The following is a 14,491-nucleotide window of genomic DNA, read 5'->3' as shown; positions in this document are numbered from 1 at the left end:
GTGGGCTTTCGGCCGGTGCGGCGAGTGGGGGCACCTCCCGCGCGGCGGGGAGCGTGCCGGGCGTCGCGACGGGGCGAACGCTGCCTGCCCGGGCACTAGCCCCAGCTACTAGTCGGTACGCCCGGCCGGCACCGTCTCGAACCGCTTCGGGAGCCGATGGACGTCACCGAGGACCATTGCCGGATCGGCGATCGCGTCGGCAGCGGCGCCCGGTAGTTCCTCCTGGGCGCACCAGCGCTGCGGGAGGAGCAGGACGCCTGCCGTGAGCAGCAGCACGGTCCACAGCCGCAGGGTCCCGAGCAGGGACGCGTCGCCGATGACACCCGGCGCCAGATGCAGGCCCGTGAAGGCGGCCAGAGACCACACCGGGACGGGGCGCCGCAGGCCCAGGAGCTCCCAGCACAGCGCGCCGAGGAGCAGACCGGCGGTGTAGTAGTCGTAGACGCCCGGGTCCAGCACGATCCGGGCGCCGACCCCCAGCAGCAGCACCGCCGGCCAGCGGCGTCGCACGACCGCGAGCACGCCCAGGGCGCAGCCCAGGGCGAGCTGCGCGGTGCGGTCCCACGAGGGCGTCCCGGCCGTGGCGACGCCGAGCGCGCGCAGGGCCGAGGAGGGCTCGTTGACGATGGTGTACTGCGCGGCGGTGAGCGTGCCCGGGTCGGCGATCACGAAGGGCAGCCAGGCGAGCAGGACGGTGGCGGCCGCGTAGACCGCGACGTGCCGCCGCCGCATCCGGGGCGCGGCCAGGACCAGCGGCACGAAGGCCAGTGCCCAGGGCTTGGAGTCGGCGGCCAGGCCCAGGCAGAGCCCCGCCAACGCCGGGCTGTCCGCAAACAGGGCCCGTACCGCGAGCACGGCGAAGAGCAGCGCCAGCACGTCGTCGAGGTGGCCGTAGTGCACGGACAGTGACTCCCATACGACGAGGAACACGCCGCCGCCCAGGAGCACGGTCCGCCGCAGGGCGGTGGGCCGTCGCAGCAGGTCCGGGCGCGCGAGGACCGCGCAGCGCTCCAGGGTGTGCAGTACCAGCAGGCCGGCGGCCGTCATCGCCAGCTGGCCCGCCACCATCCCGTTGTCGGACCCGATCGAGCGCAGCGCCTGGGCGCCGATGAAGGCGACCGGCCCTATCTGGAGGCTCGGATAGTTCGCGTAGAGGTGCAGGCCGCCCGCCGGGCTCGCGCCGGAACCGTCGAACAGCAGCGCACTGCCGTGGGCGAAGTAGTGCCACGAGTAGCCGCCGCCCGGCACGTACGCGAGCAGCCACACCAGCGCCCACAGCCCGAGCGCCCACCGATGCCAGGTGCCTCGCAACGACACGTGCTCACCCCACTTCGGCTGATCGCTTCCGAGGGAAGGACGTTCCCCGCGACCGGCCGGGTTCCCGTCGTTTGGTGTGGGTTTGCTGACGGGCAGTTCGGTGGTGGCACCGCCTCGGACGACCCCCACCGCGTGAGCCGGACGGCGGCCTGCCGGCGCCCCTGTGGGACGGCGGCCGGACTCGTCCGACGACGGCGGGGTCCGCGCGTACGCCGTCGACCCCGGCGACGCCGCCCGGCTCGGGGACCTCTCTGTCGCCGCGACCGGCGCCACACCGTTCCCGGCCGCCCCGGGCCAGCCCGCCCGGCGATCCGCCGCCAGCGGCAGAGGGATCCAGTGCCCGGGCAGGCAACACTCGCCCCGTCGCGACGCCCGGCACGCTCCGCCGCTGCGCGGGAGGTGCCCCCCACTCGCCGCACCGGCCGAAAGCCCAGGTACGCCCAGTACGAGGACTTCCGGCCGGCACGCCGACAGCACGCACCGGACGCCGCTCCTCGACGGGCAAACGTCGCCTGCCGTGGCACTAGGTATGCCGCACCGCAATGCACCTCTTACGGTCGAGGGCCGGCGGGGGCTCATTGAGCGCTGCCGCACCCGCCCCATCTCGCACGTCGCCGCCGAGATGGGAGTTCCGCCCGCCCCTGCGCGGCGTCATCCCCGCCGCCCTCGCCCGGTGCAACCGCCCCCAGCACATGGGTCCGCCACCTCAACGTCCCCCACGGCTACGCCACCCACCGGACAGGAGCAGCAGTTCCAGCACCGGGTCAAGAGGGTGAGCCGTCCTCCACCTTCTCGAAGAAGAACTCGTGTTTGAGGAAGGAGACGTCGTACTCATGACCGGACTGAGGTGGCAGCAGTTGGGAGGCCTGGAACAGGCGCCACCCGTCGTGCAGCGCGGCAAGCCCAGTGGGGTAAGGCGGTTCGTCGCTGTCGCCGGTCGTCGGACGGGTCCGGCCGGTCCCGTCGTATCGGGACCAGCCCACGACATCGGAGTCCAGCGCCGACGTCGCGAGATAGAGGACCAGAACCTGCTGCCTCATGCGCGACTCCTCAAAGTGGGCCGATTGTTCACGCGCGTGACCCAGTACTCGACATCGAACGAGTCGTCACCGGTCAGGGCCCGCCACAGCAGGACCCGGTTGAAGATCTCCAGTCGGGCCGTGGCCTGCTCGTACCAGGGGAAGTACGTATTGAGTTCCGCGGCCACCGCAGGGTCGTGCAGGTCGGAGAGGTCCCACAGACGCACCTGCGGCACGGTGGGGTTGAGGCGGAGTTTGTACATGTAGCGGCGACCCGCGGTGTCGTTGCGGCGGCCACTGTGCCAGATACCGTGGTGCACGAGAACGACCGTGCCTGCCGGGCAGGTCAGACGGATCTGCCCCCTGAGGTTCTGGACGCGGCCGACGTCCGTCTCATTGATCCTGCGCAGATGGCTTCCGGGCACGCTGAGGGTGCCGCCCATCTCGGCGGTCACCTCGTGCGGGTAGTACATGAGCTGGATGTCGAACGCGTCCGGCCGCACATCGATGATCGCGTCTCCATGGAGCGGCTGCGCCTGTCCCTCGTGCGGCTCGCGCACATGCACCGCATGATGGTCGACGGTCGGCTCGGGGCCGACCAGGCTCTCGACAGCGCCTGCGACGACCGGCAGGGCGAGCAGCTCGTGGACGAACGTGTCCTGCGCGAAAGCCACGCCCAGCGGGGTGCCGTAGGACACCTCCGGCAGGCCCTCGGTCAAGGCCGCGATGGCCCGTTCATTGATCTCCTGCGGCACCACCCCGTCCAGGCGCAGGAATCCCTGCGCGACGAAGCGCGCTACCTGAACCGATGTCAGGAGTTGCTTGCTGGTTGACATGCGACGAACGTACGTGCCTTGCAGGGATCCGTCGTGGGCTGAAATCGTCCACTGCTGGTAATTTTCCATCCTCGTGAAGCACACAACACTGCGGCTCGACGAGGCGCCCACCGTGGTCGATGCCGGCATCGGGGTGCACGGCGTCTCCACCGCCCACGACGTCTTCCGGCTGCCCGACCTGTGGCAGCTGCACCTCTACCACTACGAGGGTGCTCTGTCCCTCGGGCAGTCGGTCCACCCCATACGCCCCGGCCACGTCAGCCTGGTGCCGCCGAACACGGAGGTGCACTTTCACTACCGGGGCAGGTCGGAGCATATCTACGTCCATCTGCGGCTGCACGACGGCGGAACCGCGCGGGTGGTGCCGGTGATGCAGGACGCCGCGGCCGAGAGCACACGCCTGGCCGATCTGCTCCGACACGCCGTGACGGCCATGCCGACTTCTCCCCCGCGAGCCTCGGCCGAGGTCTGGACCGCTCTGTGGCGCATCACCGAGTTGCCGAGCGGCGATGCAGCCGGGCGCCGCCACCCCTTCGTGTCAGTCGCCCAGGCCTACGTCGAGGAACACCTGGCCGGCCCGTTGTCCGTACCGGACATCGCTCGCGCCGTCGGAATCTCCCACACACACCTGACGCGCGTGTTCCGTGCCGAAACCGGCCTCACAGTCGCTTCGTACATCCGGCATCGCCGCCTTCAACGCGCCCGCCACCTCCTGTTGTCCTCCACTCTGTCCATCACCGCCATCGCCGCTTCCGTGGGCATCGCCGATCTCCAGGCCTTCAACAAGGCCTGCCGCCGTGAACTCGGCGCGAGCCCGCGTAACGTGCGTGCGGCTGCCCCCGCGAGGCTGGACAGCCCAGGACCGTAAGGCTGCCGGCGGACACCTTCGCGGCCCACTGCACCTCTCCCCCGGCTGCCGATCCGATCCCGCTCCGGGCTTCCTCGTCATCGCTAACCTCCCCGCCATCATGCGCACCTCCGGAGCCCGGATCGTCGTCGCCGTGCTTGGCTACGGCGTCGGCCACGTCACCGGAACAGCCCTCGTGCCCCGGCCCATCCGCCTGGGTCAAGTCAGCCGAGCCGGGCTGCGACGTCTGCCCCTTCCCGTACGAAGACCGGGATGCGCTCCAGTGGGGCCTCGGCGTCGAGCATCGTTCCGCCCTCCAGCACGCGTCCGGTGGCCGGGTCGAGCCAGCGGGCGCCGGACGGCAGGTAGACCCGGCGGGCCCGGGCACCCGTCTCGTACACGGGTGCCACCAACACGTCGGGACCGAGCAGGAACTGGTCGTCCACCTCCCAGGCGTGCTCGTCCTCGGGGAAGTCGAAGAACACCGGGCGCATCGGCGGGGCCCCGGTACGGTGGGCGGCCTCGGACAGCGTCCTCAGGTATGGGCGCAGGCGTTCACGCAGCCGCAGGTGATCGCGGAGGATGCCGTACGCCTCCTCCCCGTACGACCAGACCTCGTTCGGCCCACCGGTCATGTCCGCGGAGAAGGTGGGGTGGTTGGGGTTCCTGTCCCCGTGCAGCCGCATGACGGGGCTGAACGTGCCGTACTGGAACCACCGGATCAGCAGTTCGCGGTACGCGGGGTCGTCCGGGTTGCCGCCGAAGAAGCCGCCGATGTCGGTGTTCCACCAGGGGATGCCGCTCATCGCGACGTTCAGGCCGGCCCTGATCTGGCGCCCGAGGGAGTCGAAGGTGGTGGGGATGTCGCCGGACCACAGCAAGGCCCCGTGAGCCTGGCTGCCCGCCCAGGCGGAGCGGATCAGCGACAGCGGCCGGTCCTCGCCCGCCGCGCGCAGGCCGTCGGCGACCGCGCGGGCGTGCAGCAGGGGGTAGAGGTTCGCCGCCGCGGCGGCCGGCCCGACGGCGTAAACGGCGCGGTCGGAGTGATCGCGCGGCAGGTCGGGCTCGCAAGCGTCCAGCCAGAAGCACGCCACGCCCACCGAGCGGTAGTTGTCGTTGAGCCGCCGCCACAGTGCGGCGCGTGCTCCGGGGTGGGTGGCGTCGTAGTACGCCATCGGGCGGATCAGCGCATCCCCGCTGTACCGGGACGGCCACGGGAAGGTGAGCAGGCCGCCGTCCGCGTCCCGTACGAGGTGGCCGGCCGAGCGCAGTTCGTCGTGCGAATCGCTGCCGGGCTCGACGGTGGGCCACACCGAGACGGCGAGTTTCACCCCAAGCTCCGTCAGTTCCTTGACCATCGCGGCGGGGTCGGGCCATTCGCTCTCCTCGAAACGCCAGTCGCCCATCCTCGGCCAGTGGAAGAAGTCGCAGACGATGACCGACAGCGGCAGTCCACGCTCCTTGTGCTCCCGTGCCACCGCCAGGAGTTCGTCCTGGGTGCGGTAGCGCAGCTTCGACTGCCAGAAACCGGACGCCCACTCGGGCAGGAGGGGCGGGCGTCCGGTGGCCCGCGTGTAGGAGTCCAGGAGCTGGGCCGGGGTGTCGCCGGCGGTGATCCAGTAGTCGATGCGCCCGCCGGCGTCGGCGGTCCACCGGGTGGTGTCGGCGCCCAGTTCGACCCGGCCGGTGGCGGGGTTGTTCCACAGCAGTCCGTAGCCGCGCGAGGAGTGCAGGAAGGGGACGGCCGCCACGGTGTTGCTCTGGACGAGGTCGATCACGCAACCCTTCTGGTCCAAGCGCCCGTTGGGGTTCTGCCCCAGGCCGTGCAGCCGTTCACCGTCGTACGCCTCGAAGTGCTGTTCCGTCCGGCCGCCCGCCGCGTGGACGCGAGGGCCGCCGGGTGGCCCGTACGGGCCTTTGTCGGCGAGGAGTTCGCGGCCCGAGACGGCGTGGCTGAACCTCAGCCGGCCGTCCGCCGAGGCATCGACCACAAGGCGGCCGTTGACCAGGCGGGCACAGCCGTCGTCCGATACGGACAGTTCGGCGTGCGGGGCGGGCGAGGGGCTCTCCAGCGCACCGGGGGCTCGGGGGTCCACGGTCCCGGACGAGGCCCGCACCCGGACGGCGTCCGGTCCCCAGGGTTCGACGCGGAGAATCTCTGCGGCGGTGTGCCGTTCCAGACCGCCAGCGCGGACGATGTAGGACAAGGTGATTCCTCCGTTCTTCTCAAGTGGTGGATGAGTAAGGCCGGTCGCCGGTCACCGGCGTCGTATGTCTTTCGCGCGGGGCGCACTCCACGACCATCAGCAGGCCCAGGTAGAGCTGGTAGAGCGCCATGCGGTGCCGGAGGGCGGGCTGAAGTCCAGGCTGCCGCCTTGAGGATGCCCCGCTCGTAGCGCAGTACCGGTGCGTCGGCCGGTGGCGCAAGCTTGACGACGGCGGGCCGGCCATCATCCAGCAGCACGCGGTAGGCGCCGTTGAACCAGCCGTCGGTCAGCTCGTGCTCCGGACGGCACCCGATGCCGAAGGAGCTGCGCAGCAGGGCGTCCGGCGCGGCACGCGTGAGGTGACGTTCGGTGCGGCTCTGCACGGGCACCTCCGGGTGCCAGGTTTGGAGGCGGCAGGGCCCCGGCGCGCCCTTGCGGGGGCGCCGGGCCTCGCACGGCCGGGGTCCGGCCTCAGCCCGGGTAGGGCAGCTCGGCCTCCGCGGTGCCGGGCGGGCCGACGTGCAGGACGCCGTCCGGGCCGCCGATGCGCAGCTGCCAGGGGTGCGGGCTGTCGGTGGTCACCCGCAGCAGGTCACCATCGCGGCGCAGGTGGAAGACGGCGGTCCGGCCGGGGCCGTCGGTGTTCGGGATCACCACGGTGCGCTCGACGCCGTCGGCGAGGGCGTGCACCCGCAGTTCCACGCCCTCGGCCCAGGCAGAGACCGGGTGCTGGTCGTCGGCGGCGAGGGGGATGACGGAGTCGGGGCGGGCGAGCAGCGGCAGGGTGTGGAAGCCGTGCTGTTCGCGCAGCCAGCGCGGGCCGGTGACCTGGTCGCCGGTCAGGAAGTTCGTCCAGGTGCCCTCGGGCACGTAGTAGTCGACCGTGCCGTCGTCGGTGAAGACCGGGGCGACGAGCAGGTCGTCGCCGAGGAGGTACTGCCGGTCGAGCGCGGCGGCGGCGGGGTCGTCGGGGAACTCCAGCACCATGGCGCGCATCACCGGCACGCCGGTGGCGTGCGCCTGCTGGGCGGCGTACTGGAGGTAGGGCGCGAGGCGGTGCTTGAGGAGGGTGAACTCGCGGGTGACCTCGACGGCCTCCTCACCGTAGTCCCACGGCACGCGGTAGGACTTGCTGCCGTGCAGGCGGCTGTGCGAGGAGAGCAGGCCGAACTGCACCCAGCGCTTGAAGACGGTGGGGGTAGGGGTGCCCTCGAAGCCGCCGATGTCGTGGCTCCAGAAGCCGAAGCCGGACAGGCCCAGGGACAGACCCCCGCGCAGCGACTCCGCCATGGCGTTGAAGTGCGATTCGCAGTCCCCGCCCCAGTGCACCGGGTACTGCTGGCCGCCGGCGGTGGCGGAGCGGGCGAAGAGCAGCGTCTCGCCCTCGCCGCGCTCGGCGCGCAGCAGCTCGAAGACGGCCCGGTTGTACAGGTGGGTGTAGTAGTTGTGCATCAACTCCGGGTCGGAGCCGTCGTGCCAGACGACGTCGGTGGGGATGCGCTCGCCGAAGTCGGTCTTGAAGCAGTCCACACCGACGTCCAGCAGGGTGCGCAGCTTGCCGGTGTACCAGGCGCGGGCGGCGGGGTTGGTGAAGTCCACCAGTGCCATGCCGGGCTGCCACAGGTCCCACTGCCAGACGGTGCCGTCCGGGCGACGCACCAGGTAACCCTCGCGCATGCCCTCCTCGAACAGCGCGGACTTCTGCGCGATGTAGGGGTTGATCCAGGCGGAGATCCGCAGGCCCTGCGCCTTGAGCCGGGCCAGCATTCCCGCCGGGTCGGGGAAGGTGTCGCAGTCCCAGTCGAAGTCGCACCACTGGTACTCGCGCATCCAGAAGCAGTCGAGGTGGAAGACGCTCAGCGGGATGCCGCGCTCGGCCATGCCGCCGACGAAGCGGTTGACGGTGTCCTCGTCGTAGTCGGTGGTGAAGGAGGTGGTCAGCCACAGGCCCAGCGCCCAGGCCGGGGGCAGTGCGGGGCGGCCGGTGAGCGCGGTGTAGCGGGCCAGGATCTGCTTCGGGCTCGGGCCGTGGACGATGAAGTACTCCAGCGACTGGTCCTCGACACTGAACTGCACCTGCCCGACCGACTCCGAGCCGACCTCGTAGCTGACCTTGCCCGGGTGGTTGACGAACACGCCGTAGCCCCGGTTCGTCAGGTGGAACGGGACGTTCTTGTACGCCTGTTCGCTACTGGTGCCGCCGTCCGCCTGCCAGATGTCCACCGTCTGCCCGTTCCTGACGAACGGGGTGAACCGCTCCCCCAGCCCGTACACCAACTCGCCTACTCCCAGGGAGAGCTGACCGAGCATGTGGTGACGGCCGTCGGCGTCGGTGACGAAGCCGGTGCCGCGCTCACCCACGGAGGTCAGCACCCGGCCCTCGGCGGTGAACTCCAGCCGCCACGGCTGGGAGGTGTCCACCCGCAGCGTCAGTTCTCCGGAGCCGAGATGCACCACCTCGCCTTCGCGGTGCACCTTTCCGGCCCCGGGCTCCGCTCCGACCAGTGCGAACTCCGGCCCGCGGCGCACCGATCCGGCGTGGTGCGTGGTGCGCACCCCGATCACGCCCTCGGCCGGTGACCAGCACTCGACCGTCAGCAGCGGGCTGTTGAGCGTGTCACCGCGGCCGCGCACGTGTTTGACGGGCGCGTAGAGGGTCATCCGGCCCTCGCCGGTGCGGACGTCGGCGACCTCAGTGGCGTAGCGCGCGGTGACGCCGGGGCGCATCAGCCAGTAGCCGTCGGTGAACTTCATCGGGCAGGTTCCTCCGTCCGCGCGCGGTGCGCGGTGATCAGGCCCCGGTACCAGTGGTAGCTGTCCTTGGGGGTTCGGGTCAGGGTGTCGTAGTCGACGCGGACCAGGCCGAAGCGTTGCTCGTAGCCGCGGGCCCACTCGAAGTTGTCCAGCAGGGACCAGACGTAGTAGCCGCGCACGTCGACGCCGGTCGCGATGGCGTCGGCGACGGCGGTGAGGTGGCCGGCCAGGTAGTCGATCCGTTCCGCGTCGTGGACGAGGCCGTCAGGGGCGACGGTGTCGTCCTCGGCGGAGCCGTTCTCGGTGATCCAGACCGGCGGAAGCTGCGGGTAGCGGGCGTGGAGTCCGCAGAGCAGTTCGGTGAGCGCGGACGGCACGACGGGCCAGCCCATGGTGGTGAGCCGGGTGCCGTACGGGTTCGGCTCGGCGACGCCGATGTCCACGGCGGTGCGCAGTTCGAAGTGGACCCGTCGAAGTAGTCGAGGGTGGCGAAGGTCGGCTGCAAGCGGTGCCGGCTGTGCCAGCGCAGGTACTTGACCAGCTCCTGGTACGGGCCGCCAAGGGATGTCTGCGCGCCCTGGCGGTAGTGGCACAGGAACGGGACGTCCGGCATCACCGCGGCCACGCGGTCCCCGGTGAGTCCGGCGACGGCGAGGGCCAGTCCGCCGCCCTGGCTGCCGCCGGCCACCACGATCCGGTTGGCGTCGAGGCCGGGCAGCTCTGCGACGGCGTCCACGGCGCGCACGCAGTCGGTGATCAGGCGCCGGTAGTAGTAGTTCTCGGGCGAGTCGATGCCGCGGGTCATGAATCCCTCGGCCCACTGCGTGCCGTCGCCCAGGGTTCGGTCCGGGGTGTCGTGGCCCTGGCCGCGGCTGTCGACGACGAGCTGGGCGTAGCCCGCCGCGGACCAGAACAGGTGCTCGGTGGGCAGGCCCCTGCCGCCGGTGTATCCGACGTAGGTGACGACGACCGGCAACGGGCCTTCGGCGGCGCGCGGGCGCAGCAGCCACGCGGCCACCGGTTCGCCGTTCCAGCCGGGGAAGCGCACGTCGTCCACCTCGATGGTGCGCAGCCGGTGCCGGTCGGTGACCGGTTCCGTCTTGATGGCCCCGGCCCGTGCCCGGGCGTCGTCGAGGGTGTGCTGCCAGAACGCGTCGAAGTCGAGCGGGGCGGCTGACTCAGGGCGGTAGCGGACGAGTTCGTCAAGCCCGAAGTCGGTGAACGGCATGGGGTGTTCCTCCGGGTGGAGCGAGTTGGAGGTGACGGACGGGAGGATGACGTGCGACACGCGCGAGCTCCTGGGTGTGGCGGGACGGCGTGGTGGGGGCGGGTGGTGCCTACGTTCCGGTATCCGGGACCTCGTGGAGCGTCTCGAAGAAGAGCTCGTGCTTGAGGAAGGAGACGTCGTACTCGTGTCCCGGGTAGGGCGGCAGCAACTGGGCCGCCTGGAACAGCCGCCAGCTGTCGCGGAGAGCGGCGGTGCCGTTGGGGTACGGGGGTTCGTCGCCGTCGCCCGTGATGGGCGAGGCGCGTCGGGTGCCGTCTCGGCCTGGCTGATCGCCTGCTCCACCCGTGCCCGGGTGGGCTCGGAGATCGCCCGCCTGCCGCTGAGCACGTAGCTGACGGTGCTGGGCGAGACGCCCGCGGCCTTGGTCACCTCGGCCAGTGTCACCATGCCGGTGGTTCCCTCTCTCGTTCTGTCGCCGGCGTGCCGTCAGCCCTTGATGGCGCCGGTGAGCACCCCGGTCTTGAAGTGCTTCTGCATGAACGGGTAGACGAGCAGGACGGGGACCAGCGTCAGCACCACAACCGCCATCTGCAGGGACAACGGTGCGCTCTGCTGGTGCAGCGACCCGAACCCGGAGTTGGTGGTGCCGGGGATGGACTGGCCGTAGCTGACGTACTGGAGCAGCACGTACTGCAGCGGCCACTTGGCGCTCTCGGTCGGCATGTAGAGCATGACGTTGAAGAAGGAGTTCCAGTAGCCGACCGCGTAGAACAGGGCGATCACCGCGGTGACCGCGCGCGAGGTGGGCAGTACCACCGACCACAGGATGCGCCACTGGCTGCACCCGTCCATGCGGGCCGCGTCGATGAGGTCGGCCGCCGTGCCGGAGTAGAAGGCGCGCAGCACCAGGATGTTGAAGACGGAGACCGCGCCGGGCAGGATCAGCGCCCAGTACTGGCCGTAGCCGCCGAGGCCGGTGACGACCAGGTAGGTGGGGATCAGTCCGCCGCTGACGAACATGGTGACGATCAGCCCCATGAGGATGGTGCGGTGTCCGAACGAGCGCGAGCGGGAGAGGCCGTAGGCGCAGAGCACCGAGACGACCATCGACAGGAGGGTGCCGGCCGCGGTGATCACCAGGCTCACCAGCAAGGCCCTGGTGACCGGGCCGTCCCCGAGCACCGCACGGTAGGCGTCCAGGGTGAGGCCGTCGGGGACCAGCACCAGGCCACCCGCGCGGTTGATCGCCCCGCTGGTGGAGAAGCTGGTCAGCACCACGATCCAGAGCGGCACCAGTACGGCGGCGAGGACCAGGAGCAGCACGCCGCCCTTGAGGGTCTGTCCGGCGGCGCCGGGCTGCTCGTCCCACGCAGGGCGGCCCTTGTTGCGGTCGGGCCGAAGCGCGGGCCGGTTCCGAGTGTGCGTCAGCGTCTGGCTCATTTCCGGTACAACCCGTCCTCACCGAAGGCGTGCGCGACCCTGTTGGCGCCCCAGATCAGCAGCAGCGAGATCACACTCTTGAACAGCCCGGCGGCGGCGCCGTAGCTGTAGTTGTTGGTGGTGATGCCGTAGTAGAAGGAGAAGGTGTCCAGCACGTCCGCCGTGTCGTGGCCGACGGCGTCGCGCTGGATCAGGAACTGCTCGAAGCCGACGGTGAGCGCGTTGCCCAGCCGCAGCACCAGCATCAGCACGATGACGCCGCGCATGCCGGGCAGGGTGACGTGCCACATCCGGCGCCACCGGCCCGCGCCGTCGACCGCGGCGGCCTCGTAGAGGTTCTGGTCGATCGCGGCCAGCGCCGCGAGGAACACGATGATGCCCCAGCCGGCCTCCTTCCACACCGCCTGCGAGGCGACCAGCAGCGCGAAGGTGTGCGGGTTGGTCATCACGTCCCAGGTCCCCAGGTTGTGCTCGGCGAGGAAGTGGTTGAGCACCCCAGCGCCCCCGAGCATCTGCTGGAAGATGCTGATGGCCAGCACCCAGGAGAAGAAGTGCGGCAGGTAGACGACCGACTGGATGAAGTTCCGCAGCCGCTCGCTCATCACCGAGTTGAGCACCAGGGCCAGCGCGATCGGGACCGGGAAGAACAGCACCAGTTGCACGAAGCTCAGCCAGAGGGTGTTGCGCAGCGCCCCCCAGAACAGCGGGTCGTTGAACAGCGTGCGGAACTGGTCGAGCCCGGCCCAGTCGCTGTGGAGCACGCCGACCAGCGGGTCGTAGTACTCGAACGCGGTGATCAGGCCGAACAGCGGCGCGTAGTTGAAGACCAGCAGCAGCGCGACAGCCGGCAGGGTCATCAGGATCAACGACCTGTCCCGGCGCAGGCGCAGCCGCCAGGTCAGTCCGCCCTCCTGGGCCCGTCCGGGCCGCGTCCTCGGCCGGGCGCGGCCGTCGGCGTCCGGCTCCGCGTCGGCCGCCGGTTCGGTGCCGCCGGAGCTGCCTGCGCCGACCTTCTTCGTCTTGGTGGTGAACGTGCCGGCCACCGTTCCTCCTCGCTCCGGCGGCGAGCCGAGCGGCCCGCCGTCTGACGTCGTCTGCTACTGGCCGGTGCCGTACTTGTCCAGGACTTCGGTCTGGTACCAGTTCTTCAACTGGCCGCCGCCACTGGACTTCCAGGAGGACACCGCGGCCTGGAAGTCGGAGACCTTCTTCAGGCCGTGGGTGACCTCGGTGATGGTGTCCACGACCGACTTCGCGGCGGCCGCGGTGGCGTACCGCTGCGGCACGGCGATGTTCATGCCGTAGAACACCGGCTTGTAGACGTGCGGGGCGGTGCGGGCGAACCAGGACGTGTAGTCCTTGGTCACCTGGTCGGCGCCCGGGTTGCTGATCACCTGCGGGGCCGCGGCGAGGAAGGTGTAGGTGGTGGGCTGGGCGTACTTCTTGCCCTCGTCCGTGTAGCTGGGCATCCCGTTCACCATCGTGTGGTGGACGCCCTCGGCGCCGTACGTGATCATCGTGTACTCGGTCGAACCGTAGGGCGCCGCAAGGTAGTTGGCGACGGCCAGCAGCTCCTCGATCTGGGCCGGGGAGAGCCTCGCGTTGAGGTAGCTGATGACGCCGGTGGCGGCACCGAGGAAGATCTGCGGGTTGGACTTCCCGTCGGCGGCGATGACGTTGAACGCCCCGCGCCGGTAGTTCTTGTTCGCGGCGGTGCCGGACTGGTGGTCCGACAGGTTCCAGGCGCCGGTGCCGCCGCCCTGGATCAGTTCCTTGCCCGCGTAGAAGCGGTTGGCACTGGCGTTGACGTTGCCGGCCAGGGCGTCGGGGTGCACATAGCCGGACTTGGCGAGCTTGTAGTGCCAGTCGAGTGCCTCCAGGAACTCGGGCAACTCGTAGGCGTGGACCAGCTTCCCGCCCTTGACCGTCCACCCGGGCGGAAGGCCCCAGGAGAGGGACAGGTAGGTCCACACGTCGCCGAACGCCCACACGCCGGCCTTGGCGCTGGTCAGTTCCTTGCCCAGGCTCATGTAGTCGTCGGCGGACTTGACCTGGTCGGCGGTGATGCCCTTCGACTCCAGGATGTCGGCCCGGTAGAAGACGTGGCCGGCCAGCGACATGCCGCTGGCGTTGCACGGGATGCCGTAGAGCTTGTCCTCCCAGGCTCCGACCTGCCAGGCGAAGGTGGGGATGGCGGCCAGGTTCGGATACTTCTTGATCTTGTCCCCCGCCAGGTACGGCGTCAGGTCCGCCAGCTGGGTACCGGCCAGCTCCCCCATGTTGAACGCCGCGTTCCACCACGTGGGCAGCTGGATCCAGTCCGGCAGCTTCTTGGACGCGGCCATCGTCGGGACGATGGTGTCGTAGTTGACGCCGTTGGCCGGCTTGATGGTGAGGTTCACGCCCAGCGCCTTGTTGACGGCCTGGTAGAACGAGTTGTTCGCGGGCGGGACGGTCCCCCAGAGGGGGGTGACCGCGGTGTAGCTGCCGCCCTTGCCCGGGGTGCCGGACACCGTCGAGATCTGCTTGGCCGGGTACGTGAGGAAGCCCGGGTCGGTGAACGCGCCTGCCGCTCCCCGCACCGAGGGGATGTCGGGCTTGACGGCCTGTCCCGGCACGTAGTCCGGCAGCGCGGCCCTCAAGCCACTCTTCGAGCTGGTCCCGCCCTTGCTGCGGGAGGAGCCGCCGCCGCAGGCGGACAGTAAGGGTGACAGGGCAGCAGCCCCGGCGACGGCGACGGCGCCGTTCACGAAGGCTCTGCGGTTCATTGCGATGCTCATGGTGGGCGGCCCTTCGCCGGTGACGATCCGTATCGAGCGACGTGCGGGTGTGCTGCGGTGCGG

9 protein-coding genes and 4 pseudogenes are annotated in these 14,491 nt (G+C 70.4%); 1 reads left to right on the top strand and 12 read right to left on the bottom strand.

The genetic code is table 11. From position 1 onward, the window contains the following. Positions 1-108: 108 nt before the first annotated feature. From ACZ60X_RS11540 to ACZ60X_RS11530, 3 genes are all read right to left on the bottom strand, one after another. Positions 109-1,317 carry a hypothetical protein gene (locus ACZ60X_RS11540; RefSeq protein WP_469596434.1) on the bottom strand — a complete coding sequence of 403 codons (1,209 nt, stop codon included), beginning with the start codon at positions 1,315-1,317 and terminating at the stop codon, positions 109-111. A 764-nt stretch (positions 1,318-2,081) separates the two neighbouring features. Beyond that, complete coding sequence (locus ACZ60X_RS11535; protein WP_469596431.1) at positions 2,082-2,357, bottom strand: hypothetical protein; 276 nt, start codon at positions 2,355-2,357, stop codon at positions 2,082-2,084. After that, a complete protein-coding gene (locus tag ACZ60X_RS11530) occupies positions 2,354-3,172 on the bottom strand; it encodes a phytanoyl-CoA dioxygenase family protein (protein WP_469597407.1) in 819 nt (272 codons plus the stop codon). The genes ACZ60X_RS11535 and ACZ60X_RS11530 overlap by 4 nt, the downstream gene beginning before the upstream one ends. Before the next feature lie 73 nt (positions 3,173-3,245). Here ACZ60X_RS11530 and ACZ60X_RS11525 point away from each other — a divergent pair, with 73 nt between their 5' ends. Further along, positions 3,246-4,040 (top strand): AraC family transcriptional regulator, encoded by a 795-nt coding sequence (locus ACZ60X_RS11525; RefSeq protein WP_469596429.1) that lies wholly within the window; start codon positions 3,246-3,248, stop codon positions 4,038-4,040. A 203-nt stretch (positions 4,041-4,243) separates the two neighbouring features. Here ACZ60X_RS11525 and ACZ60X_RS11520 read toward each other — a convergent pair whose 3' ends face one another. The 9 genes and pseudogenes from ACZ60X_RS11520 to ACZ60X_RS11480 all read right to left on the bottom strand — a co-directional run bounded on the left by ACZ60X_RS11520 (position 4,244) and on the right by ACZ60X_RS11480 (position 14,428). Then, the gene (locus ACZ60X_RS11520; protein WP_469596426.1) at positions 4,244-6,226 is read right to left on the bottom strand and encodes a glycoside hydrolase family 31 protein; all 1,983 of its coding nucleotides are present in this window, start codon (positions 6,224-6,226) and stop codon (positions 4,244-4,246) included. A 471-nt stretch (positions 6,227-6,697) separates the two neighbouring features. Continuing rightward, positions 6,698-8,980 (bottom strand): alpha-xylosidase, encoded by a 2,283-nt coding sequence (gene yicI, locus ACZ60X_RS11515; protein ID WP_469596422.1) that lies wholly within the window; start codon positions 8,978-8,980, stop codon positions 6,698-6,700. After that, positions 8,977-9,435 (bottom strand): annotated as a pseudogene (locus ACZ60X_RS11510) (family 1 glycosylhydrolase); the annotation flags it as partial. The pseudogene ACZ60X_RS11510 and the gene yicI, both read right to left, overlap by 4 nt. Positions 9,436-9,503: 68 nt before the next feature. Further along, positions 9,504-10,268: pseudogene (locus tag ACZ60X_RS11505) on the bottom strand (acetylxylan esterase); the annotation flags it as partial. Between the two features lie 49 nt (positions 10,269-10,317). After that, a pseudogene (locus ACZ60X_RS11500) lies at positions 10,318-10,524 on the bottom strand (hypothetical protein); the annotation flags it as partial. 59 nt (positions 10,525-10,583) lie between these two features. After that, a pseudogene (locus ACZ60X_RS11495) lies at positions 10,584-10,655 on the bottom strand (LacI family DNA-binding transcriptional regulator); the annotation flags it as partial. 39 nt (positions 10,656-10,694) lie between these two features. Further along, entirely contained in the window at positions 10,695-11,648 is a 954-nt protein-coding gene (locus tag ACZ60X_RS11490; RefSeq protein WP_469596420.1) for a carbohydrate ABC transporter permease, read from the bottom strand. Further along, on the bottom strand, positions 11,645-12,691 hold the full coding sequence (locus ACZ60X_RS11485; protein ID WP_469596417.1) for an ABC transporter permease: 1,047 nt from the start codon (positions 12,689-12,691) through the stop codon (positions 11,645-11,647). The genes ACZ60X_RS11490 and ACZ60X_RS11485 overlap by 4 nt, the downstream gene beginning before the upstream one ends. 54 nt (positions 12,692-12,745) lie before the next feature. Next, a complete protein-coding gene (locus ACZ60X_RS11480) occupies positions 12,746-14,428 on the bottom strand; it encodes a type 2 periplasmic-binding domain-containing protein (protein WP_469596413.1) in 1,683 nt (560 codons plus the stop codon). Between the last annotated feature and the right edge of the window lie 63 nt (positions 14,429-14,491).

Source organism: Streptomyces sp. NPDC104106 (assembly GCF_055584345.1).
This window is presented reverse-complemented; position numbering and strand designations above follow the sequence as displayed.